The following is a 21,070-nucleotide window of genomic DNA, read 5'->3' as shown; positions in this document are numbered from 1 at the left end:
AGGCAAGCCAGCTCCAACAGAGCCCGCGCAGCCTGTAGGAGCCGGGCTTGCCCGCGATGCAGACGCCGCGCACTCGCTGGCACCCCACCGAAATCATCGCAGGCAAGCCAGCTCCAACAGAGCCCGCGCCAGCCTGTAGGAGCCGGGCTTGCCCGCGATGCAAGCGCCGCGAACTCGCTGGCACCCCACCGAAGCCATCGCAGGCAAGCCAGCTCCAACAGGCCCCGCGCCAGCTGTAGGAGCGGGTCTTGCCCGCGATGCAGACGCCGCGAACTCACGGACACCCACCGACGCCATCGCAGGCAAGCCAGCTCCAACAGAAAGTGCAACCTGTAGGAGCCGGGCTTTCCCGCGATACAGACGCCGCGCACTCACTGGCACCGCGCCGAGGCCATCGCAGGTAACCCAGCTTGTAGGAGCGGGTCTTGCCCGCGATACAGACGCCGCGAACTCACTGGCACCCCACCGACGCCATCGCAGGCAAGCCAGCTCCAACAGAGCCCGCGCCAGCTGTAGGAGCCGGGCTTGCCCGCGATACAGACGCCGCGTACTCGCGGACACCCCGCCGAGGCCATCGCAGGCAAGCCAGCTCCAACAGAGCCCGCGCCAGCTGTAGGAGCCGGGCTTGCCCGCGATGCAGACACCGCGCACTCACTGGCACCGCGCCGAGGCCATCGCAGGCAACCCAGCTTGTAGGAGCGGGTCTTGCCCGCGATACAGACGCCGCGAACTCGCTGGCACCCCACCGAAGCCATCGCAGGCAAGCCAGCTCCAACAGGCCCGCGCAACCTGTAGGAGCCGGGCTTGCCCGCGATGCAGTCACTAGCCATCACAGGCACTCAGTGGTTCAGAGCCAGACGGCATCCCAGTGAGGGTAGTCGCCAATTTTTTGAACCAGCCCGGCGCGCAGTGGGTTGGCGATGATATAGCGGGCAATGGCCCGAACATCTTCTTCGTGGCGTAACGCGCGGTCGTGGAAGCCTGCTTGCCATAGCCGGCCCGAACGTAGGCAGGCCTTGTTTATTGCGCAGGTGCTTCGCGATTTGAGCTGCCGCATCACACTGCTCAAGGTTGTCTGTTGCAGTTCCATCAGCCAATGGAAGTGATCGGGCATTACCACCCAGGCGAGTGATCGCGCAGTGCTTGCCTGTTGTGCATGGCGGAACTCAGCGACCAACAGTCGTGCGAGCCTCAGGTCTGTGAAGATAGGTGTTCGATGCTCTGTGACGCTGGTCAACAGATACAGCCTGCCAGGTTCGGAAAACCTGCCCCGACGAAGGCGGTGGGAGTTTGGACGGTCCATGTCTATCTCCTTTTAAGTCCTACCATACAAGCAGGCTTGCCTGCGAGGGTGCCTGGGCTACTGTTCGCTCAGGGAGAAGGTGGTCAGGCAGAACGTCGGAATGCCCGCCGCCTGCAGGCGCTGTGAGCCGCCCAGTTCGGGCAGGTCAATGATCGCTGCGGCTTCAAACACCTGGGCGCCGGTGCGGCGTATCAGGTTGGCCGCGGCCAGCAGCGTGCCACCCGTGGCGATCAGGTCGTCGAAGATCAGTACCGAGTCACCTTCGCACAGGCTGTCGGCATGCACTTCCAGAAAGGCTTCGCCGTATTCGGTCTGGTAGCCTTCGGTCAGCACGTCCGCAGGCAGTTTGCCTTGCTTGCGGAACAGGATCAGCGGTTTGTTCAACTGGTGGGCGATGATCGCGCCGATCAGAAAGCCACGCGCATCCATGGCGCCGATATGGCTGAACTCAGCTTCGACGTAGCGTTCGATAAAGGCGTCGGCGACATGGCGCAGGCCTCGGGGCGATTGAAACAGCGGGGTGATGTCGCGAAACACGACGCCGGGCTTGGGGAAGTCCATTACCGGGCGGATCAAGGCCTTGAGGTTGAAAGTGTCGCTGGGCATGGTGCGGGTATCCTGAGGAACAAATGCCCATCAGTATACCCGCTTATACGCGGTGTTCAGCCTTCCAGGGCGCCGCCCGCCAGGGCACACAGCTGGATTGGGTCCACGATGCGCACTTCCTTGCCTTCGGCTTCGATCAGGCCGTTCTGCTGGAAGCGGGTAAACACCCGGGACACGGTTTCCACCGCCAGGCCCAGGTAGTTGCCGATTTCGTTGCGCGACATGCTCAGGCGGAACTGGTTGGCCGAGTAGCCGCGAGCACGGAAGCGCGCCGACAGGTTGACCAGGAAAGTGGCGATACGCTCGTCGGCGGTTTTCTTCGACAGCAGCAGCATCATTTGCTGGTCGTCACGGATTTCCCGGCTCATGACGCGCATCAACTGGCGACGCAATTGCGGCAGTTGTACCGAGAGTTCGTCCAGGCGCTCAAAGGGAATCTCACATACCGATGTGGTTTCCTGGGCCTGGGCCGATACCGGATAGGCCTCGGTGTCCATGCCGGAAAGCCCGACCAGCTCACTGGGGAGGTGGAAGCCGGTGATCTGTTCTTCGCCGCTGTCGCTCAGGCTGAAGGTCTTCAGTGCGCCTGAGCGTACGGCATAGACCGAGCCGAAGTTTTCGCCCTGTCGGAACAGGAACTCGCCTTTCTTCAACGGACGCCCGCGTTTGACGATGTCGTCCAGTGCGTCCATGTCTTCCAGGTTGAGTGACAGGGGGAGACACAGGGGCGCCAGGCTGCAATCCTTGCAATGGGCTTGGTTGTGAGCGCGTTGTTTAACTGGCACAGACATTTCATCAGTCCTTGTGGTAAAGCACACATAAGCCATAAGGGTAACTCAGCAAATTCCCTGAAGCCAGTGCGCTATACAAGCTGTTGATCGGTGTCTGTGCCCCCTCATCGTCAAATGACCCGCGAGAAACGCTGGCGGTTGTGCAGGTCCAGGTAGGTGTCGAAGACCATGCACACCGAGCGCACCAGCAAGCGGCCCGCTGGCAGTACCGTGATGCCTTGGGCGTCGAGGCTGATCAGGCCGTCCTTGGCCATGCCTTCCAGTGCCGGCCATTGGTCCTTGAAGTAGCCGCGAAAGTCGAGGGTGAATGCTTGTTCGATGGTCTCGAACTTCAGCTCGAAATGGCAGATCAACTGCTGGATCACGGCGCGGCGCACGCGGTCGTCCTGGTTGCAGATCAGCCCGCGGCTGGTGGCCAGTTGTGACAGGGTCAGGCTGTTCTGGTATTCGTTCAGGTCGCTGCTGTTCTGGCAGTACAGGTCGCCGATCTGGCTGATCGCCGAAACACCGAGGCCAATCAGGTCGCAGTGCCCGTGGGTGGTGTAACCCTGGAAGTTGCGCTGCAAGGTCGACTCTTCCTGGGCGATGGCCAGTTCGTCGTCCGGCAGGGCGAAGTGGTCCATGCCAATGTAGCGGTAGCCGGCAGCGGTGAGCTGTTCGATGGTGTTGTGCAGCATCTCGAGTTTGGCCGCAGGGGCGGGGAGGTCGTTGGCGTCGATCCGCCGTTGCGGCATGAAACGCTCGGGCAGGTGCGCGTAGTTGAACACCGAGAGCCGGTCTGGTTGCAGTTTGATCACTTCCTCGACCGTGCGGGCAAAACCTTCCGGGGTCTGCTTGGGCAGGCCGTAGATCAGGTCGAGGTTGACTGAACGGAACTGCAGGGTGCGCGCTGCCTCCATGATCGCACGGGTTTGCTCCAGGCTTTGCAGGCGGTTGATGGCCCGCTGTACTTGCGGGTCGAGGTCTTGTACGCCAAGGCTGACGCGGTTGAAGCCCAGTTCGCGCAGCAGGCCCATGGTCGACCAGTCGGCTTCGCGCGGGTCGATTTCGATGCCGTAGTCGCCGGAGTCGTCGTCGAGCAAGTTGAAGTGCTTGCGCAGGTGAGCCATGAGCTGGCGCAGTTCTTCGTGGCTGAGGAAGGTGGGAGTACCGCCCCCCAGGTGCAACTGCTCGACCTGTTGGTTAGGGTCGAGGTGGCAGGCAATCAGCTGGATTTCCTGCTCCAGGCGCTGCAGGTAGGGCTGGGCGCGACCACGGTCTTTGGTGATGACTTTGTTGCAGGCGCAGTAGTAGCAAATATTGGCGCAGAAGGGCACATGCACATACAGCGACAGTGGGCGCACCGCTCGACGGCTGTCACGCAGGGCGTGCAGCAGGTCGAAGGCGCCCACCTGGCTGTGCAGTTGCACGGCAGTTGGGTAGGAGGTGTAGCGTGGGCCTGCCAGATCGTAACGGCGAATCAGGTCAGAGTCCCAACGAAGTACGTCGAGCATGGAGGCAGTCCCTAGAGATGCGGCAATGTTTGAAGTCTAGGGAGCGATTCGCAACGGGGTGTTGATTTGCATCAACGCCGCTTCAGTGGCCCATCAGCCAATGCTGGTGCGGGCCGGGCAGGGTCCAGAGGCCGAAGAGGATCACCAGCAGGCCGCCCGCGATGCGCACGCCCCGTTTACGCAGTACCGCGCGGGTGCGTTCGGCAGCAAGGCCGGTGGCAAGCAGGACCGGCCAGGTGCCGAGGCCGAAGGCGAGCATCAGCAAGGCGCTGTCGAGGGCATTGCCCTGGCTGGCGGCCCACAGCAGGGTGCTGTAGACCAGGCCGCACGGCAACCAGCCCCAAAGTGCGCCGAGCAGCAGGGCGCGTGGCGCGCTGGACACCGGCAGCAGGCGGTTGGCAATCGGCTGGATATGCCGCCACAGGCCTCGGCCAAGGCCTTCGATACGGGTGAGGCCGCTCCACCAGCCTGCCAGGTACAAGCCCATGGCAATCAGCAGCAGTGCCGCCACGACGCGCATGCCGGTGGCGAGCGGGCTATTGCCCAGTGCCCAGCCTGCCAGGCCGAGCAGCAGGCCGGCGGTGGCATAACTGAGGATGCGGCCCAGGTTGTAGGCCAGTAGCAGGCGCAGGCGACGGCTGCGTTGCTCCTGCGGGATCGCCAGGGTCAGGGCGCCCATCAGGCCGCCGCACATGCCCAGGCAATGGCCGCCGCCGAGCAAACCCAGAATCAGCGCCGAACTCAGCAGGGGCAGCAGGTCAGCCACGGGGTGGGGCGCCTTCGTCTTTGGCGCTGGCGGTTTTTTCAGCCGCTTGCGTGGTGTCTACGGCCGCCTGGTGTTTTGGGTCCTGGTCGTCGAACAGGATGCTGTGGGCCGGGCCTTCGAGGTCGTCATACTGGCCGCTGTCGACCGCCCAGAAAAAAATGTACACGGCGATGGCAACGATCAGCAGCGCAGCAGGAATCATGACATAGAGCGCGGGCATGGAAATCTCCTGGTCAGGCCGTCGCGGGGCGAGAGGTGGCAGGCGCGGCCTGGGCCGAATCACCGGCGACGCGGGTCAGGCGCAGTGCGTTGAGCACCACGATCAATGAGCTGATCGACATGCCGACCGCCGCCCAGACCGGTGTGATCCAGCCCAGTGCCGCGAACGGCAGCATCAGGCCATTGTACAGGCTTGCCCAGAGCAGGTTCTCGATAATAATACGGCGGGTGCGCCGGGCCAGGGCGAAGGCATGCACCAGTGCGTCCAGCCGATTGGACAGCAACACGGCATCGGCGCTGGTCTTGGCCAGGTCGGTGGCGGAGCCCATGGCAATGCTGATGTCGGCGGCTGCCAGTACCGGCACGTCGTTGACGCCGTCGCCGAGCATCAGCACCTTGTGCCCTTCGTGTTGCAATGCCTTGAGCTTCTCCAGTTTGTCGTCCGGGCGCAGGCCGCCGATGGCCAGGTCGATGTTCAGTTCTGCCGCGACGCTGGCGACCATGGGGGAGCTGTCCCCGGAGAGCAGCAGGGTTTTCCAGCCGCGGGCCTTGCACGCCGCCACCAGGTCGCTGGCGTCATGGCGCAGGCGGTCGTCCAGGCCAAACCAGGCCAGTGGACCCCGGGTGTCGCCGAGCAGCAGCCATTGCCCGGCCTCATTGGGCATCGACGGCACGGTACTGCCGCTGAGAGCGCAAACAAAGGCGGGCTGACCGATGCGCAGCCGCTGCCCGTCAACCTGGCCCTCAAGGCCGAGGCCGGGTGAGGCCTGGACTTCGTCGGCGACGTGTTGGACGCGACCGAAGGCGCGGGCAATCGGGTGCTCGGAGCGGTTTTCGAGGGCGGCGGCCAGTTTCAGGCAGTGATCGGCATCGGCGTTGCCAAGTGGGCGAATGCTGCGCAGGGTCAGGCGGCCTTCGGTCAGGGTGCCGGTCTTGTCGAAGATCACCGTGTCGATCTGGTTCAGGCCTTCCAGCACATGGCCGCGGGTGAGCAGCAGGCCCAGCTTGTGCAGGGTGCCGGTGGCGGCGGTGAGTGCCGTGGGGGTGGCCAGCGACAGGGCGCACGGGCAGGTGGCAACCAGCATGGCCAGCACGATCCAGAAGGCCCGGTCGGCATCCAGTTGCCACCAGAGCAGGCCGATTGCAACCGAAGCGATCAGGGTGAACAGCAGGAACCACTGTGAGGCGCGGTCGGCGATCACCGCCAGCCGGGGCTTTTCCGACTGCGCCCGCTCCAGCAGGCGGACAATGGCAGACAGCCGGGTGTCATGGCCCAGTGCCTGTACTTCGACGGTGAGCACGCTTTCCACGTTCAGGGTGCCGGCGGTCACGGCATCGCCGGGCTGGCGCGGTTGTGGCAGGTACTCGCCGGTGAGCAGCGATTCATCGACGCTGGACTGGCCGTCAAGGATGCGCCCATCGGCGGGCAGCACGGCGCCCGGGTGGACCAGCACGCGGTCACCCACGTGCAGTTCGCTGAGCAGGATGCGTTCGCTGTTGCCCTGTGTATCCAGGCGCAGGCAGGAAGCCGGGAGCAGGTTGACCAGTTGCGCGGTAGCCGCTGCGGTTCGTTCGCGGGCCCGTCGCTCCAGGTAGCGGCCGGCCAGCAGGAACAGGGCGAACATGCCGACCGCGTCGAAGTACAGCTCGCCACTGCCGGTGATGGCCGTCCAGATACCGGCACCGTAGGCCAGGCCAATGGCCAGTGACACCGAGACGTCCATGGTCAGGTGGCGGGTACGCAGGTCGCGGGCGGCGCCGCGGAAGAACGGCGCACAGCTGTAGAAGACAATCGGGGTGGTCAGGAACATCGCCACCCAACGCAGGATGGTGTGCAGTTCCGGGCTGAGGTCAATGTTGAACTCCGGCCAGGTGGCCATGGTTGCCATCATTGCCTGGAACCACAGCAGCCCGGCGACGCCCAGTTGGCGCAGGGCTGTACGGTTTTCATTGGCCAGTTGCTCGGCGGCGCGGTCGGCCTGGTAGGGGTGCGCGGCGTAGCCGATCTGGCGCAGTTCGGCGAGCAGTTTTGACAGCGGGAGTTGGCTGTCGCTCCAGTGCACTTGCAGGCGGTGGTTCGACAGGTTCAGTCGGGCCTCGGCCACGCCGGGCAGGTTGCGCAGGTGTTTTTCGATCAGCCAGCCACAGGCGGCGCAACTGATGCCCTCGATCAGCAGGGTGGTTTCGGCCTGTTCGCCGGTGTGGCGCACGAATGGTTTCTGGACGTCGGGACGGTCGTACAGGGCCAGTTCATCGACCAGTTGCAGGGGCAGTGCATCAGGGTTGGCGCTGGCTTCGCTGCGGTGCTGGTAGTAGCTTTCCAGGTTTCCGGCGACGATGGCTTCGGCGACTGCCTGGCAGCCCGGGCAGCAGAACTGGCGCGGTTCACCCAGTACCACAGCGGTGAAGTGGCTGCCGCCAGGGACGGGCAGGGCGCAGTGGTAGCAGGGGGGGGGGCTGGTCATGGTGTCTATCGCAGGCAGTTCAGGACGGGCACGGCCGGCCCCCGCAGGGGCCGAGCGTGCCAGCGATGATGGCGAAACTCATTGTTCCAGGTGTTCGGCGCCCTGAAGGGCTTCATCGCCCAATACCAGGGTTTTGTCGTGGCCGACCTGTTCTTCCTCGAACAGGCGCCAGACGTGCTCGTCCTGGCTGCCCAGCAACTCCACGAAACGCCGACCTTCTACCTTGTCATTGAGCTGGCCAAGGTAGCGGCCGGGTTCGCTTTCACTGCGTACCAGTTCAATTTTGCGGTCTTTCTCGGGCTGCGTTGGCGAGATCAGGTTCAACTGCAGGCGTTGCGGCTGGCTGTCGCCCTGCAGGCGCAGGTCCACTTCGCCGGTGAGCTCGTCCAGGTGCACGCTGGCCTTGAGCTTGAGCGTCTGCGCCAGCAACTCGCGGTCGAGTGAGCGGTTGATGCCTTTGCCGGCCTCGTAGTAGTTGTCGTTGACCAGGTTGTCCGGGTTGTTTACCGCGATGCCAACCATGGTCAGGCTGAGGGTCACCGATGTGGCCAGAATGCCAATGATGATCCAAGGCCAGAGGTGCTTGTACCAGGGGCTTGCGGCAGTTGCTGAACGCATTGGCAGACTCTCTTATCGAATTTGCGGGCCGATGAATCGGCTCTTGGCTTCAACCTGGACGCTGCTGTCATCGGCGTCGCGCAGGATGAAGGTGACTTCGTTGGTGGTCGAGGGCAGTTGTTCCGGTGCCATCGACAGTTGCACGGGCAGGCTGACGATATCGCCGGCAGCGACGCTGACTTCACGCACGGCTTCAAGCTTGAGGCCTGGCAGGCCGGCGGCATCGAGCACGTACACGTGATCGCGCTGGTCCTTGTTCATGACTTTCAGGCTGTAGACGTTTTCGATCCGGCCCTGGGCGTTTTCACGGTACAGGACGCGGTCTTTGCTGACGTCGAAGCCAACCAGCGAACGCATGACGAAGGCGCTGGTCAGCAGGCCGATCATGGTCAACAGCACAATGGCGTAGCCGATCAGGCGTGGGCGCACCATGTGGGTTTTCTGCCCCGACAGGTTGTGCTCGGTGGTGTAGCTGATCAGCCCGCGTGGGTAGTTCATCTTGTCCATGATGGTGTCGCAGGCGTCGATACAGGCGGCGCAGCCGATGCACTCGATCTGCAGGCCGTCACGGATATCAATGCCGGTCGGGCACACCTGAACGCACATGGTGCAGTCGATGCAGTCCCCCAGGCCTTTGGCCTTGTAGTCGATATCCTTTTTGCGCGGGCCACGGGTTTCGCCCCGGCGCGGGTCGTAGGAGACGATCAGGGTGTCCTTGTCGAACATGACGCTCTGGAAGCGGGCGTATGGGCACATGTAGATGCACACCTGCTCGCGCAGCCAGCCGGCGTTGCCGTAGGTTGCCAGGGTGAAGAAACCCACCCAGAAGTAGGCCCAGCCATCGGCCTGGCCGGTGAAAAACTCTACCACCAGCTCGCGGATCGGCGAGAAGTAGCCGACGAAGGTCATCCCGGTGACAAAGCCGATCAGCAGCCACAGGCTGTGTTTGGCCAGTTTGCGCAGGAATTTGTTGCCGCTCATCGGGGCCTTGTCGAGTTTCATGCGCTGGTTGCGGTCGCCTTCGGTGACCTTTTCGCACCACATGAAGACCCAGGTCCAGACGCTTTGCGGGCAGGTGTAGCCACACCACACCCGGCCGGCGAAGACGGTGATGAAGAACAGGCCGAAGGCCGCCACGATCAACAGGCCAGAGAGCAGGATGAAATCCTGCGGCCAGATGGTCGCGCCAAAGATGTAGAACTTGCGCTCGGGCAGGTTCCACCAGACGGCCTGGTGGTTGCCCCAGTTCAGCCAGACGGTGCCGAAATAGAGCACGAACAGGACTGCGCCGCCAACCATCCGCAGGTTGCGGAACAGGCCGGTGAAAGCGCGGGTATAGATTTTGTCACGAGAGGCATAGAGGTCGACGCTGTTGTCGGCTTTCTTGGCAGGCGGTGTGACGTCGTGTACCGGAATCTGGTTGCTCATCATTGAGTCCCACGGCAGTGGAAAAGTGCCACGACCCGTACATGCAGGCCGCAGTCAAAAGCTTGATGCTCTAGGGCGCATGATACGCCTGTACTGGCATTACGGGGGAGGGGTGCGACTTTTGGCCGCGTTGGGTAAAGCTTTGCGATAGTGTAATGGCATGTGTCAATTGACGCAGGTCACGAAGCCGGTGATCGCCGAATCCGTCACGGCTTGATGGGTGTAAAAAAGCCCCGCCAGCGCAGGCTGGCGGGGCTTCTTTCAGCCGATCGAATTACTTCGCGTCGGTCGCCTTGTCGGCTTGGTGCGACAGGCTGTAGACGTAGGCTGCCAGCAGGTGAACCTTGTCGTTACCCTGCAGGTCCTGCTGGGCAGGCATCTGGCCCTGACGGCCATAACGGATGGTCTGCTGCAGTTGAGCAAAGCTCGAACCGTAGATGAACGCCTGTGGGTGAGTCAGGTTCGGTGCGCCCATGGCCGGGGTACCTTTACCTTCAGGCCCGTGGCACGCCACGCAGTTGGCAGCGAAGAGCTTCTGACCGTTGGCCGGATCGGCTTTCGCGCCTTCTGGCAGGGTGCGGCCATCGAGGTTGGTCAGGACAAAGGCCGCCACGTCGGCTACGCCTTGCTCGCCAATCACTTCAGCCCAGGCCGGCATCACACCATGACGACCGGCCATGATGGTGGTCTTGATGGTTTCCGGCTCGCCGCCCCAGCGCCAGTCGTTGTCGGTCAGGTTCGGGAAACCGTAGGAGCCCTTGGCGTCGGAACCGTGGCACACCGAGCAGTTGGAGGCGAACAGGCGGCCACCCATTTTCAGTGCTTGCGGATCCTTGGCGACTTCCTCAATCGGCATGGCAGCAAATTTGGCGAAGATCGGCCCAAACTTGGCATCCGAACGCGCCATTTCCTTTTCCCACTCGTGAACGCCGGTCCAGCCAGGCTGGCCGTTGGCGAACTCGGTTTTCTTGTCGTTATCCAGGTACTGATAACCTGGCAACATACCTTTCCAGTTGCCCAGGCCGGGGTACAGCACCAGGTAGCCCAGGGCAAAGATGATGGTGCCGACGAACAGCATGAACCACCATTTCGGCAGTGGGTTGTCGTACTCCTCGATACCATCGAAGGAGTGGCCCACGGTTTCATCGGTGGCTTCGCTGCGCTGGCCCTTGCGGGTGGACAGCAGCAGCCAGGTCAGGGCGAAGATGGTGCCCAGACTCAAAACGGTGACGTACAGACTCCAGAAGGTAGTCATTCGTTGTTACTCCTAGAAGCTCTCGCTTGCGCTTGCTCGACGTGCTTGATGGCCTCGGGATCATCCGCGAAAGGCAGCAAGGTCGCTTCGTCGAACTCAGACTTGCGTCGAGAACTGAATACCCACAACGCCAGGCCAATGAAGGCCACCATCACCACGACGGTGCCCAGGCCACGAATCATCCCGATATCCATCAAGGTCACCGTTTGCTTTTGATGATGGTGCCCAGCCCTTGCAGGTAGGCAACCAGGGCGTCCATTTCAGTCTTGCCCTTGACCGCGTCGCGGGCACCGGCGATGTCTTCGTCGGTGTACGGCACGCCCAGGGTGCGCAGGACTTCCATCTTCTTGGCGGTTTCCTTGCCGTCGAGCTTGTTCTCTACCAGCCATGGGTAGGAAGGCATCTTCGACTCAGGCACGACGTTGCGCGGGTTGTACAGGTGCGCACGGTGCCAGTCGTCGGAGTAGCGACCGCCAACACGGGCCAGGTCCGGGCCGGTACGCTTGGAACCCCACAGGAACGGGTGGTCCCAGACGCTTTCACCGGCAACCGAGTAGTGGCCGTAGCGCTCGGTTTCAGCACGGAACGGGCGGATCATCTGCGAGTGGCAGCCGACACAGCCGTTGGCGATGTATACATCACGGCCTTCCAGTTCCAGCGCGGTGCGCGGCTTCATGCCTTCGACCGGCTTGTTGGTGACGTCCTGGAAGAACAGCGGGACGATCTGGGTCAGGCCGCCGATACTGACGGCGATGACCATGAAGAAGGCCAGCAGGCCGATATTCTTCTCGACTACTTCGTGCTTCATCAGTGAGCTCCAACTACGATCTGAGCGGCGGCTTCAGCTTCTGCCGGCTTCGAGGCGCGTACGGTACGGTAGACGTTGTACGCCATCAGCAGCATGCCGGAGGCGAAGAACGCACCGCCCAGTGCACGGACGATGAAGCCCGGGTGGCTGGCTTGCAGCGCTTCGACGAAGGAGTAGGTGAGGGTGCCGTCATCGTTGATTGCACGCCACATCAGGCCCTGGGTGATACCGTTGACCCACATCGAAGCGATGTACAGCACGGTACCGATAGTGGCCAGCCAGAAGTGGGCGTTGATCAGGCCGATGCTGTGCATCTGCTCGCGACCGTAGACCTTCGGAATCAGGTGGTACAGGGCGCCGATGGAGATCATCGCTACCCAGCCCAGAGCGCCGGCGTGTACGTGGCCGATGGTCCAGTCGGTGTAGTGCGACAGCGAGTTGACGGTCTTGATGGCCATCATCGGGCCTTCGAAGGTCGACATGCCGTAGAACGCCAGCGATACCACCAGGAAGCGCAGGATCGGGTCGGTGCGCAGCTTATGCCAGGCGCCCGACAGGGTCATCATGCCGTTGATCATGCCGCCCCAGCTTGGTGCCAGCAGGATGATCGACATCGCCATGCCCAGCGACTGGGCCCAGTCTGGCAGGGCGGTGTAGTGCAGGTGGTGCGGGCCGGCCCAGATGTACAGGGTGATCAGTGCCCAGAAGTGCACGATCGACAGGCGATAGGAGTAGATCGGACGCTCGGCCTGCTTGGGTACGAAGTAGTACATCATGCCCAGGAAGCCGGTGGTCAGGAAGAAGCCCACGGCGTTGTGGCCGTACCACCACTGGATCATTGCATCGGTGGCGCCGGAGTAAGCCGAGTAGGACTTGAACAGGCTGACCGGCAACGACATGTGGTTGACGATGTGCAGCATCGCGGTGACCACGATGAAGGCACCGTAGAACCAGTTACCGACATAGATGTGCTTGGTCTTGCGCTTGACGATGGTGCCAAAGAACACAATACCGTAGGTCACCCAGACAATGGCCAGCAGAATGGCGATCGGCCACTCCAGCTCTGCGTATTCCTTGGTCGTGGTGTAGCCCATCGGCAAGGTGATGAGTGCACCGACGATCACGGCTTGCCAACCCCAGAAGGTGAAGGCCGCAAGGCTGTCAGAGATCAGTCGCGTCTGGCAGGTACGCTGCACGACGTAATAGGAGGTGGCAAACAGCGCACATCCACCAAAGGCGAAAATCACCAGGTTGGTGTGCAGCGGGCGAAGGCGTCCAAAGGTCGTCCAGGGCAGGTCCAGGTTCAGCTGGGGCCATACCAATTGCGAGGCAATGAAGACACCAAGCCCCATGCCAAGGATCCCCCAGACCACCGTCATGATGGCGAACTGGCGGACTACCTTATAGTTATAAGCAGTCGGACTGATTGCTGTGCTCATTCTAAGGTTCCACGGTTTGGGTGTTTTTTTAGGGTAAAAATCGGCGCAAGTATGTATAAACCGTGTGGTTATTGCAACGCGATGGCATCCGCGCCGATCCTTGCCAGAGCGTGTGTTGCGGCCCTTTCGAGCTTTTCTGGCGCGAAAATTGTACACAGTTAATTTGCTTTTATGTGTACGATTTTTCGGTTTTTATTACCGGGCAATCGCGCGGATGCACCGTTTGTCGAAACGGCTGTCGGGTCGAGGATGGCTGACATGAGCCGCCCTATCAGCCTTTGCGCCGAATCGTTGGTGGTGAGTGCCCCAGAAAAGTGCAGCAGGACCGCTCATTCCACCCACTGTGGCAACAAGCTTAGTTCCAATTGATGGCGGTGCAAGGCGAGGGTGTGCCTGGCTGCGACACTTGGTCGCAAGGCGGGAGGAAGGAAGGGGGATAAGCCGCCGCACCCCTGAAGGTGCGGCGTTTTTAGTCAAGCCTCAGTTACAAAATCATTTCACTTGGCAGAGGCCTGTTCGTTCCCCTTGGACAGGCTGTAGACGTAGGCGGCCAGCAGGTGAACCTTGTCGTTACCCTGGATTTCCTGCTGGGCAGGCATCTGGCCCTGGCGGCCGTAACGGATGGTCTGCTGCAGTTGGGCAAAGCTCGAGCCGTAGATGAACGCCTGTGGGTGAGTCAGGTTCGGTGCGCCCATGGCCGGGGTACCTTTGCCTTCAGGGCCGTGGCAAGCCACGCAGTTGGTTGCGAAGAGCTTCTGGCCATTGGCCGGATCGGCTTTAGTGCCTTCTGGCAGGGTGCGGCCATCGAGGTTGGTCAGGACAAAGGCCGCCACGTCGGCTACACCTTGTTCGCCAATCACTTCGGCCCAGGCCGGCATGATGCCGTGACGGCCATTGAGGATCGAGGCCTTGATGGTCTCCGGCTCGCCACCCCAGCGCCAGTCATTGTCGGTCAGGTTAGGGAAGCCATAGGCGCCCTTGGCGTCGGAGCCGTGGCACACCGAGCAGTTGGAGGCGAACAGGCGGCCACCCATTTTCAGGGCTTGTGGGTCCTCGGCCACTTCCTCCACTGGCATGGCGGCGAATTTGGCGAAGATCGGTCCGAACTTGGCGTCTGCCTTGTCCATCTCTTTCTGCCATTCGTTAACGCCGGTCCAGCCGTCCTTGTAGCCAGGCAGCATGCCTTTCCAGTTACCCAGGCCAGGGTAGAGGATCAGGTAGCCGACCGAGAACATCAGGGTGCCAACGAACAGCCAGAACCACCACTTGGGCAGCGGGTTGTCGTATTCCTCGATGCCGTCGAAGCTGTGGCCCATGGTCTGGTCGGTGGAACCTTTGCTTTCGCCTTTGCGTGTGGCCAGTAGCAGCCAGGTCAGGCCAACCAGGCTACCGATGGTCAGTACGCAGATATACGTACTCCAGAAGGTGGTCATTGCCGGGTACTCCTCAAGGCGGATTCATTGGCGGTAGGGGGCAGGCGATCATCGGCGAACGGCAGCAGGCGTGCCTCGGCAAAGTCACGGTCGCGGCGGGCGTTGAACACCCAGAAGGCCAGGCCGATGAAGGCAATCATCACCAGCAGTGTGCCCAGGCCGCGTAGCTGGCCGATATCCAGTGTGAAGTCCATGGGGCTTACCTCTTGTTCTTGATCGCGGTGCCGAGCACCTGCAGGTAGGCGACCAGGGCATCCATTTCGGTCTTGCCCTTGACCGCGTCGCGGGCACCGGCGATGTCGGCATCGCTGTACGGCACGCCGAGGGTGCGCATGGTGCGCAGCTTGGCCTCGGTGTGCGTGCTGTCGACCTGGTTGGCCACCAGCCATGGGTAGGCGGGCATCTTCGACTCAGGCACGACGTTGCGCGGGTTGTACAGGTGCGCACGGTGCCAGTCGTCGGAGTAGCGAGCGCCGACACGGGCCAGGTCTGGGCCGGTACGCTTGGAGCCCCACAGGAACGGGTGGTCCCAGACGCTCTCACCGGCGACCGAGTAGTGGCCGTAGCGCTCGGTTTCAGCACGGAACGGGCGGATCATCTGCGAGTGGCAGCCGACGCAGCCTTCGCGGATGTAGATGTCACGGCCTTCCAGTTGCAGTGCGGTGTAGGGCTTCATGCCCTCGACCGGCTTGTTGGTGACGTCCTGGAAAAACAGCGGGACGATCTGGGTCAGGCCACCGATGCTCACGGCGACCACCATCAACAGCACCAGCAGGAAAACGTTCTTCTCAATAGTTTCGTGTTTCATTTCGCTTTCCTCAGGCCAGCTGGGTGGCGGCGTCGGCTTCGGTTTTGGCCGGAGCGGCGACGGTCACGGTGCGCCAGGTGTTCCAGGCCATCAGCAACATGCCAGTCAGGAAGATGGCACCGCCGACGAAGCGCACGATGAAGCCAGGGTGGCTGGCGACCAGGGTCTCGACGAAGGAGTAGGTCAGGGTGCCGTCGGCGTTGACCGCGCGCCACATCAGGCCTTGGGCGATACCGTTGACCCACATCGAGGCGATGTAGAGCACGGTGCCGATGGTGGCCAGCCAGAAGTGGGCGTTGATCAGGCCGATGCTGTGCATCTGCTCACGACCGAAGACTTTCGGGATCATGTGGTACAGCGCGCCGATGGAGATCATCGCGACCCAGCCCAGGGCGCCCGCATGTACGTGGCCGATGGTCCAGTCGGTGTAGTGGGACAGCGCGTTGACGGTCTTGATGGCCATCATCGGGCCTTCGAAGGTCGACATGCCGTAGAACGCCAGCGATACCACCAGGAAGCGCAGGATCGGGTCGCTGCGCAGCTTATGCCAGGCGCCCGAGAGGGTCATCATGCCGTTGATCATGCCACCCCAGCTTGGGGCCAGCAGGATCAGCGACATGACCATGCCCAGCGACTGAGCCCAGTCTGGCAGGGCGGTATAGTGCAGGTGGTGCGGGCCGGCCCAGATGTACAGGGTGATCAGTGCCCAGAAGTGCACGATCGACAGGCGATAGGAGTACACCGGACGTTCGGCTTGCTTGGGCACGAAGTAGTACATCATGCCGAGGAAGCCTGCGGTCAGGAAGAAGCCTACGGCGTTATGGCCGTACCACCACTGGACCATGGCGTCAGTGGCGCCACTGTACAGTGAGTAGGACTTGGTCAGGCTGACCGGCACTTCCAGGTTGTTGACGATGTGCAAGATGGCCACGGTAATGATGAATGCACCGAAGAACCAGTTGCCCACGTAGATGTGCTTGGTGGTGCGTTTCATCAGCGTGCCGAAGAACACCACGGCGTAAGCGACCCATACGATGGTGATCAGCAGGTCGATTGGCCATTCCAGCTCAGCGTATTCCTTGGAGCTGGTGAAGCCCAGCGGCAGGGATACGGCAGCCAGGACGATGACCAGTTGCCAGGCCCAGAAGGTGAACGCGGCCAGACGCGGCGAAAACAGCGTGGTCTGGCAGGTGCGTTGCACCGAGTAGTAGGAGCTGGCGAACAATGCACAACCACCGAAGGCGAAGATCACCGCGTTGGTGTGCAGCGGGCGCAGGCGCCCGAAGCTGGTCCAGGGGAGGTCGAAGTTGAGTGAAGGCCAGACGAGTTGCGCGGCAAGAAAAACGCCGAGTCCCATCCCGACTATCCCCCACACCACCGTCATAATGGCGAATTGGCGGACCACCTTGTAGTTGTAGGCGGTACTGCTGGTTGTGTTCATGTATGGGTTCCCATCCACGGTTATAGGCAGACTTATTAGCGAGGCAAGCATGAGTAATGGGCAATTGGCCGGTATTGACGGGGATCAATGGGCGCAACGGGTTGCGGCGCGTGGCTGGCGCTGGAATGCCCCGCAAAATCAGGGGGATAAACCCTGTCGCGACGTGTTGATTCTGGCCCACGGCGCAGGCGCCCCCATGGACAGCGCGTTCATGGAAGACATGGCGCAAAGGCTTGCGGGGCAAGGGTTGGGGGTGTTGCGCTTTGAGTTTCCCTACATGGCTCAGCGGCGGCTGGATGGCGGCAAAAGGCCGCCGAATCCGCAGGCGGTACTGCTCGAATACTGGCGCGAGGTGTACTGTCAAGTGCGACCATCGGTCGCTGGGGTGCTGGCCATCGGTGGCAAGTCCATGGGCGGGCGCATGGCGAGCTTGTTGGCCGATGAACTGGGCGCCGATGCACTGGTTTGCCTGGGGTATCCGTTCTATGCGACGGGCAAGCCAGAAAAACCTCGGGTAGCGCATCTGGCAGCACTGAAGACGCCGACCCTGATCATTCAGGGCGAACGTGACGCGCTGGGCAATCGCCAAACGGTGGAGGGGTATGCGTTGTCGTCAGCCATCGAGCTGTGCTGGCTGCACGCCGCTGACCATGACTTGAAGCCACTCAAGGCGTCGGGGTTCAGTCATGCCGATCATTTACAGACGGCGGCAGACCGGGTTGTGCGCTTCATTGAAGAAGTGAGTGCCGGGGTCAGGGTAACCCCGGCGACGATTGCTTAACCGCGGTACTCGCAAAGGTAGGCGGTGTCGACGGCGACTTTCAGTTGGAACTTGCTGTTGGCCGGTACATTGAACTGGCTGCCAGCGCTGAAGGTTTCCCAGTTGTCGCTGTCTGGCAGCTTGACGGTCAGGGCGCCGGAGACCACATGCATGATTTCGCGCTGGCTGGTACCGAACTCGTATTCGCCCGGAGCCATCACGCCAATCGTGGCTGGACCTTCGGCGGTGCCGAATGCGATGGATTTGACCGTGCCATCAAAGTACTCGTTGACTTTAAACATGGGCGACTCCTGAAAAGGGGGGAAAAAGGTTGGCCAGTATGCCCAAGCGCCCGGTTGCCGTCATCCGCTTTCAAATGCCGCTGGCAGGCAGGGTCAACGGTAGCAGGCGCGCCGTGTTGCGGGCATCTTCCAGGGCGCGGTGCTGCTGCCCGCAAAACTGCAGGCCGGCCAGTTGCAGCGCGCCATTCAGGCCGAGTGGACGTTGCAGGTGTCGGGCCTTGGCGAAGCGCTGTTTCAGGTTGATATGGGGAATGTTGGCCAATAGGCTGTCGACCTCATGCTGTTGCCATTCCTGCAGCAACTGCTTGCGGTCGTAGTCCCCCCAACTGACCCAACCCTCAAGGTGCGGCTGATGGTGGCTGAGCCAGCGCTCGAATTGTGCCCAGACCTCCATGAACGAGGCTGCCGTATCGACATTGGTCTGGCTGATATGGGTCAGCTCGCGGCAGAACGTGGTCAGTTGGGGGCGACGCCGTGGCCGTATAAACCGCTGGAAGTGGTCCACCTCCCGGCCGTCGCGGTTGACCAGGCTGGCACCGATTTCAATGATTTCCATTTCCGCGACTGGCCAGCCACCGTCGTCAGTGGTGGCTTCCAGGTCGATTACCAGCCAATGCCCCATCATTCGCTTCCCATCCAATATGCTGGCTAGAGCGTAGCCAATGCGCGGCGTTTAGGATATCCCCTGTTTTGGCAGCGGTGGCGCCCTTGCTGGCCTACTCTTTGGTTGTGCAAACGTGGTAAAACGCCTAGCTTAAAGGGCGTCCACGTCCCGTCCGTCGAGAGTGTGTAGCCTTGAAGTCCGTGCCATTGCCGCCGCTATTGTCCGCTCTGCTGCTGTTTGCCATGGCGTGGCTCGCTCCGTCGGCAAGTGCCTTCGAGGATGTTGAGGTCCGGGTGGGCGCCGCGCATTTCCCTCCTTACACGGTACGCCCCGAGCAAGGCGCTGATACAGGCTTGTTGCCGCAACTGATCGATGCCCTCAACCAACTGCAGCAGCAGTACCGCTTCGTTCTGGTGCCCACGTCGATCCCGCGACGCTTTCGCGACTTCCAGCACGGTCGCATCGATATGGCGATCTTCGAGAACCCTGAATGGGGCTGGCAACAGATTCCTCATGCCAGCGTCGACATGGGGCTTGAGGATGCCGAGGTGTTCGTTACCCATCGCCTGCCTGGCCGTGATCAAGCGTATTTTGCCGACCTTCAGGGCAAGCGGCTGGCACTGTTCAGTGGCTATCACTACGCCTTTGCCAAGTTCAACTCAAACCCACGCGACCTGGCTGAGCTTTACAACGCCACGCTGACCTATTCCCACGACAGCAACCTGTTGATGGTTCAGCGCGACCGGGCGGATATTGCCTTGGTTACCCGTTCGTACCTGTCGGATTACCTGGCGCGTAATCCTGGCAGCGCTGAACAGCTGCTGGCTTCCGAACGAGTGGATCAGGTTTACCATCACTTCGCCTTGTTGCGCCCCGGTGCACCGATCAGCGGCGAAGCGTTCCAGGGGCTGCTGCAGCAGCTGCGCGACAATGGAAAACTGGCGGGTATTTTCAAGCCGTATCAAATCCACGTCGCGAAGTCGCGTTGACGCCGTTGCAGGCGTATCTACTATCCCGTGCCGTTGATGTGGCTGCAGCATGTCCGCCTGGGTTATGGCGCGATCACAATCGGCGTGCCGTTCGGTACCCGTGACCAGATCTCCCGCACTTCTTCGTTGGTGACGGCGATGCAGCCGTTGGTCCAGTCCCAGCGTCGATGCCACTCGCCGATCCCTCCCCAGCCATTGAGCAGGCCGTGGATCATGATGTTGCCACCCGGCTCGACATTGGCCGCGGCAGCCCGTTGCTTGTCTTCGGCATTCGGATAGGAAATGTGCAGGCTCAGGTGGGCAATCGATTGTTCGTTGCGCCAGTCGATGGTGTAGCGGCCTTCAGGGGTGCGCTCGTCGCCTTCGGCCTGTTTGTGGCCGACCGGGTTCTTGCCCAGGGAAATGTTGTATTCCTTGAGCACCACGCCGTCTTTGAGCAACTGCATGCGTTTTTGCGCCTTGTAGACCATCAGGGTGTCGGCCTGCTCGCTTGCTGTCGCCATGTCAGGCGCAGTGCCGGAGCCGTAGCGCATGGCGTAGCGGGTGTAACCGTAGGCCGCCACCGCGAGCACACTGACAACGACAAGGCTTTTCAACAGCAGGGAACGCATAGGGTAAACACTCCGTGTGAAGCATCCTGAGATGCTGGCTCCATGGGCCACGGGTGTTGCATCGGTACCCTGGCCCTGACCGGTTGATTCCGGCCGGGGCGCATTCTGCCGAGGGTTGGGCCGTGACGCAAACCTGTGGCCGCTGCACGGCCCCCGGCTTGCGACTCAGCGCTTGCCGAAGATCTTGCCGAGCATCTCGGGCGCTGGTGCACCTTGTTGTTGCTGCAGTTGCTGATTGTCGTCGAGGTAGAAAATCGCCGGGGTGGCTGACAGCCCCAGTTCATCCATCAGGGCCATGTTGGCGTCGAGCTTGGCCTGTACCTCGGCCGGGATGCTCGGTAGCCCTTTGAGGGTGCTGGCCTTGCCGGCCTTTTCATGTTGCTGCAGGGCGCTTTGTGGGTCTTTGCTGGCCAGCAGTGCCGCCGATTTCGCCGGGCTGTCTTCGCGGATGATGCCGACCATGATGTGCCGCAACTGCACCTTGCCGGATTCGACCCACGGCCGCGCCTGCTGCCAGAACAGGTTGCAGTAGGGGCAGTTGGGGTCGCTGAACATGTAGACGATACGCGGGGCATCGGCCTTGCCATCGGCGATCCAGCTGGTTTTGTCCAGTTTTGCCCAGATCGCTTTGGCCATCGGTGCGTAGACCAGCTTTTCCAGCGGCTCCAGGCTCAGGTCCTTGCCTTGTTCATCGAACAGGCTACCGACCAGCACGTGCTTGCCATCGGGCGTCAGGTACAGAGCCATACCGCGGTTCTGGTACTCGGCGGCGAAACCCCGCATGCCATTGGGCGCGTCGAATTCACCTTTGATGGTTGCGCCTTTGGCCTCGATCTTCTGAATGGCCATGGGCAGTGTTTCGGCATGCACGGCATACGTCGGCAGCAAGCCGAGCCCCAGGGCCAGGCTGAAGGCGAGTGTGGCAGGCATC

Annotated in this window: 23 protein-coding genes; 2 read left to right on the top strand and 21 right to left on the bottom strand. The window is 61.8% G+C overall.

Annotated features, from left to right (window positions below; genetic code table 11):
* Window positions 1-847 precede the first annotated feature (847 nt).
* The 17 genes from CYD26_RS21850 to ccoN (CYD26_RS21770) form a co-directional block, all read right to left on the bottom strand.
* A complete protein-coding gene (locus CYD26_RS21850; protein ID WP_065761553.1) occupies window positions 848-1,303 on the bottom strand; it encodes a transposase in 456 nt (151 codons plus the stop codon).
* A 57-nt stretch (window positions 1,304-1,360) separates the two neighbouring features.
* A complete protein-coding gene (locus CYD26_RS21845; RefSeq protein WP_065761554.1) occupies window positions 1,361-1,909 on the bottom strand; it encodes an adenine phosphoribosyltransferase in 549 nt (182 codons plus the stop codon).
* A gap of 56 nt (window positions 1,910-1,965) precedes the next feature.
* Window positions 1,966-2,700 carry a Crp/Fnr family transcriptional regulator FnrA gene (gene fnrA / locus CYD26_RS21840; RefSeq protein ID WP_102053642.1) on the bottom strand — a complete coding sequence of 245 codons (735 nt, stop codon included), beginning with the start codon at window positions 2,698-2,700 and terminating at the stop codon, window positions 1,966-1,968.
* 110 nt (window positions 2,701-2,810) lie between these two features.
* Window positions 2,811-4,193, bottom strand: a complete 1,383-nt coding sequence (gene hemN, locus CYD26_RS21835) for an oxygen-independent coproporphyrinogen III oxidase (RefSeq protein WP_102053641.1) — start codon at window positions 4,191-4,193, stop codon at window positions 2,811-2,813.
* 82 nt (window positions 4,194-4,275) lie between these two features.
* Window positions 4,276-4,959, bottom strand: a complete 684-nt coding sequence (locus tag CYD26_RS21830) for a sulfite exporter TauE/SafE family protein (RefSeq protein WP_065761557.1) — start codon at window positions 4,957-4,959, stop codon at window positions 4,276-4,278.
* On the bottom strand, window positions 4,952-5,179 hold the full coding sequence (ccoS, locus tag CYD26_RS21825) for a cbb3-type cytochrome oxidase assembly protein CcoS (RefSeq protein ID WP_099773976.1): 228 nt from the start codon (window positions 5,177-5,179) through the stop codon (window positions 4,952-4,954). Before ccoS ends, CYD26_RS21830 begins: the two co-directional genes overlap by 8 nt.
* 13 nt (window positions 5,180-5,192) lie before the next feature.
* On the bottom strand, window positions 5,193-7,643 hold the full coding sequence (locus CYD26_RS21820; protein ID WP_102053640.1) for a heavy metal translocating P-type ATPase: 2,451 nt from the start codon (window positions 7,641-7,643) through the stop codon (window positions 5,193-5,195).
* Window positions 7,644-7,721: 78 nt separating this feature from the next.
* Complete coding sequence (locus CYD26_RS21815; RefSeq protein ID WP_099773978.1) at window positions 7,722-8,261, bottom strand: FixH family protein; 540 nt, start codon at window positions 8,259-8,261, stop codon at window positions 7,722-7,724.
* 12 nt (window positions 8,262-8,273) lie between these two features.
* Complete coding sequence (ccoG, locus tag CYD26_RS21810; protein WP_102053639.1) at window positions 8,274-9,689, bottom strand: cytochrome c oxidase accessory protein CcoG; 1,416 nt, start codon at window positions 9,687-9,689, stop codon at window positions 8,274-8,276.
* Window positions 9,690-9,963: 274 nt separating this feature from the next.
* Window positions 9,964-10,944: a cytochrome-c oxidase, cbb3-type subunit III gene (ccoP, locus tag CYD26_RS21805; RefSeq protein WP_065761562.1), complete on the bottom strand. Its 981-nt coding sequence runs from the start codon at window positions 10,942-10,944 to the stop codon at window positions 9,964-9,966.
* A complete protein-coding gene (locus tag CYD26_RS21800) occupies window positions 10,941-11,138 on the bottom strand; it encodes a CcoQ/FixQ family Cbb3-type cytochrome c oxidase assembly chaperone (RefSeq protein ID WP_065761563.1) in 198 nt (65 codons plus the stop codon). The genes ccoP (CYD26_RS21805) and CYD26_RS21800 overlap by 4 nt, the downstream gene beginning before the upstream one ends.
* 5 nt (window positions 11,139-11,143) lie before the next feature.
* Window positions 11,144-11,752, bottom strand: coding sequence for a cytochrome-c oxidase, cbb3-type subunit II (gene ccoO / locus CYD26_RS21795; protein ID WP_065761564.1), 609 nt, complete (start codon window positions 11,750-11,752; stop codon window positions 11,144-11,146).
* Entirely contained in the window at window positions 11,752-13,191 is a 1,440-nt protein-coding gene (ccoN, locus tag CYD26_RS21790) for a cytochrome-c oxidase, cbb3-type subunit I (protein ID WP_099773980.1), read from the bottom strand. Before ccoN (CYD26_RS21790) ends, ccoO (CYD26_RS21795) begins: the two co-directional genes overlap by 1 nt.
* Window positions 13,192-13,688: 497 nt before the next feature.
* A complete protein-coding gene (ccoP, locus tag CYD26_RS21785) occupies window positions 13,689-14,624 on the bottom strand; it encodes a cytochrome-c oxidase, cbb3-type subunit III (RefSeq protein ID WP_102053638.1) in 936 nt (311 codons plus the stop codon).
* On the bottom strand, window positions 14,621-14,818 hold the full coding sequence (locus CYD26_RS21780; RefSeq protein ID WP_065761968.1) for a cbb3-type cytochrome c oxidase subunit 3: 198 nt from the start codon (window positions 14,816-14,818) through the stop codon (window positions 14,621-14,623). Before CYD26_RS21780 ends, ccoP (CYD26_RS21785) begins: the two co-directional genes overlap by 4 nt.
* A gap of 5 nt (window positions 14,819-14,823) precedes the next feature.
* Window positions 14,824-15,432 (bottom strand): cytochrome-c oxidase, cbb3-type subunit II, encoded by a 609-nt coding sequence (gene ccoO, locus CYD26_RS21775; RefSeq protein ID WP_065761969.1) that lies wholly within the window; start codon window positions 15,430-15,432, stop codon window positions 14,824-14,826.
* A 10-nt stretch (window positions 15,433-15,442) separates the two neighbouring features.
* Window positions 15,443-16,873 carry a cytochrome-c oxidase, cbb3-type subunit I gene (gene ccoN, locus CYD26_RS21770; protein WP_099773981.1) on the bottom strand — a complete coding sequence of 477 codons (1,431 nt, stop codon included), beginning with the start codon at window positions 16,871-16,873 and terminating at the stop codon, window positions 15,443-15,445.
* A gap of 49 nt (window positions 16,874-16,922) precedes the next feature.
* Between ccoN (CYD26_RS21770) and CYD26_RS21765 the strand changes: the two genes are divergently transcribed.
* A complete protein-coding gene (locus CYD26_RS21765; protein WP_102053637.1) occupies window positions 16,923-17,654 on the top strand; it encodes an alpha/beta family hydrolase in 732 nt (243 codons plus the stop codon).
* Here CYD26_RS21765 and CYD26_RS21760 read toward each other — a convergent pair.
* Together CYD26_RS21760 and CYD26_RS21755 are read right to left on the bottom strand one after the other, a co-directional pair.
* On the bottom strand, window positions 17,651-17,935 hold the full coding sequence (locus CYD26_RS21760) for a pyrimidine/purine nucleoside phosphorylase (RefSeq protein ID WP_065761227.1): 285 nt from the start codon (window positions 17,933-17,935) through the stop codon (window positions 17,651-17,653). The two genes, CYD26_RS21765 and CYD26_RS21760, sit on opposite strands and share 4 nt — an antisense overlap.
* A 70-nt stretch (window positions 17,936-18,005) precedes the next feature.
* Window positions 18,006-18,557 carry an exonuclease domain-containing protein gene (locus CYD26_RS21755; RefSeq protein WP_099776577.1) on the bottom strand — a complete coding sequence of 184 codons (552 nt, stop codon included), beginning with the start codon at window positions 18,555-18,557 and terminating at the stop codon, window positions 18,006-18,008.
* 224 nt (window positions 18,558-18,781) lie between these two features.
* Here CYD26_RS21755 and CYD26_RS21750 point away from each other — a divergent pair, with 224 nt between their 5' ends.
* Window positions 18,782-19,528 (top strand): ABC transporter substrate-binding protein, encoded by a 747-nt coding sequence (locus tag CYD26_RS21750; RefSeq protein WP_065761240.1) that lies wholly within the window; start codon window positions 18,782-18,784, stop codon window positions 19,526-19,528.
* Between the two features lie 62 nt (window positions 19,529-19,590).
* On the opposite strand, the gene CYD26_RS21745 is transcribed toward CYD26_RS21750, so the two are convergent.
* Together CYD26_RS21745 and dsbG are read right to left on the bottom strand one after the other, a co-directional pair.
* Window positions 19,591-20,139, bottom strand: coding sequence for a murein L,D-transpeptidase family protein (locus CYD26_RS21745; RefSeq protein ID WP_176717477.1), 549 nt, complete (start codon window positions 20,137-20,139; stop codon window positions 19,591-19,593).
* Between the two features lie 165 nt (window positions 20,140-20,304).
* A complete protein-coding gene (gene dsbG / locus CYD26_RS21740) occupies window positions 20,305-21,069 on the bottom strand; it encodes a thiol:disulfide interchange protein DsbG (protein WP_371917259.1) in 765 nt (254 codons plus the stop codon).
* Between the last annotated feature and the right edge of the window lies 1 nt (window position 21,070).

It is taken from the genome of Pseudomonas sp. FFUP_PS_473, assembly GCF_002858665.1.
Taxonomy (GTDB): domain Bacteria; phylum Pseudomonadota; class Gammaproteobacteria; order Pseudomonadales; family Pseudomonadaceae; genus Aquipseudomonas; species Aquipseudomonas defluvii.
The sequence above is the reverse complement of the archived record's forward strand: the minus strand, read 5'-3'. Positions and strand labels throughout refer to the sequence as shown.

What these genes read in the sequence shown, in the direction of transcription:
- CYD26_RS21850 (WP_065761553.1), bottom strand. Translation starts at nt 1,303, where the DNA reads ATGGACCGTCCAAACTCCCACCGCCTTCGTCGGGGCAGGTTTTCCGAA.
- CYD26_RS21845 (WP_065761554.1), bottom strand. Translation starts at nt 1,909, where the DNA reads ATGCCCAGCGACACTTTCAACCTCAAGGCCTTGATCCGCCCGGTAATG.
- fnrA (WP_102053642.1), bottom strand. Translation starts at nt 2,700, where the DNA reads ATGTCTGTGCCAGTTAAACAACGCGCTCACAACCAAGCCCATTGCAAG.
- hemN (WP_102053641.1), bottom strand. Translation starts at nt 4,193, where the DNA reads ATGCTCGACGTACTTCGTTGGGACTCTGACCTGATTCGCCGTTACGAT.
- ccoS (WP_099773976.1), bottom strand. Translation starts at nt 5,179, where the DNA reads ATGCCCGCGCTCTATGTCATGATTCCTGCTGCGCTGCTGATCGTTGCC.
- CYD26_RS21820 (WP_102053640.1), bottom strand. Translation starts at nt 7,643, where the DNA reads ATGACCAGCCCCCCCCCCTGCTACCACTGCGCCCTGCCCGTCCCTGGC.
- CYD26_RS21815 (WP_099773978.1), bottom strand. Translation starts at nt 8,261, where the DNA reads ATGCGTTCAGCAACTGCCGCAAGCCCCTGGTACAAGCACCTCTGGCCT.
- ccoG (WP_102053639.1), bottom strand. Translation starts at nt 9,689, where the DNA reads ATGAGCAACCAGATTCCGGTACACGACGTCACACCGCCTGCCAAGAAA.
- ccoP (WP_065761562.1), bottom strand. Translation starts at nt 10,944, where the DNA reads ATGACTACCTTCTGGAGTCTGTACGTCACCGTTTTGAGTCTGGGCACC.
- CYD26_RS21800 (WP_065761563.1), bottom strand. Translation starts at nt 11,138, where the DNA reads ATGGATATCGGGATGATTCGTGGCCTGGGCACCGTCGTGGTGATGGTG.
- ccoO (WP_065761564.1), bottom strand. Translation starts at nt 11,752, where the DNA reads ATGAAGCACGAAGTAGTCGAGAAGAATATCGGCCTGCTGGCCTTCTTC.
- ccoN (WP_099773980.1), bottom strand. Translation starts at nt 13,191, where the DNA reads ATGAGCACAGCAATCAGTCCGACTGCTTATAACTATAAGGTAGTCCGC.
- ccoP (WP_102053638.1), bottom strand. Translation starts at nt 14,624, where the DNA reads ATGACCACCTTCTGGAGTACGTATATCTGCGTACTGACCATCGGTAGC.
- CYD26_RS21780 (WP_065761968.1), bottom strand. Translation starts at nt 14,818, where the DNA reads ATGGACTTCACACTGGATATCGGCCAGCTACGCGGCCTGGGCACACTG.
- ccoO (WP_065761969.1), bottom strand. Translation starts at nt 15,432, where the DNA reads ATGAAACACGAAACTATTGAGAAGAACGTTTTCCTGCTGGTGCTGTTG.
- ccoN (WP_099773981.1), bottom strand. Translation starts at nt 16,873, where the DNA reads ATGAACACAACCAGCAGTACCGCCTACAACTACAAGGTGGTCCGCCAA.
- CYD26_RS21765 (WP_102053637.1), top strand. Translation starts at nt 16,923, where the DNA reads ATGAGTAATGGGCAATTGGCCGGTATTGACGGGGATCAATGGGCGCAA.
- CYD26_RS21760 (WP_065761227.1), bottom strand. Translation starts at nt 17,935, where the DNA reads ATGTTTAAAGTCAACGAGTACTTTGATGGCACGGTCAAATCCATCGCA.
- CYD26_RS21755 (WP_099776577.1), bottom strand. Translation starts at nt 18,557, where the DNA reads ATGGGGCATTGGCTGGTAATCGACCTGGAAGCCACCACTGACGACGGT.
- CYD26_RS21750 (WP_065761240.1), top strand. Translation starts at nt 18,782, where the DNA reads ATGGCGTGGCTCGCTCCGTCGGCAAGTGCCTTCGAGGATGTTGAGGTC.
- CYD26_RS21745 (WP_176717477.1), bottom strand. Translation starts at nt 20,139, where the DNA reads ATGCGTTCCCTGCTGTTGAAAAGCCTTGTCGTTGTCAGTGTGCTCGCG.
- dsbG (WP_371917259.1), bottom strand. Translation starts at nt 21,069, where the DNA reads ATGCCTGCCACACTCGCCTTCAGCCTGGCCCTGGGGCTCGGCTTGCTG.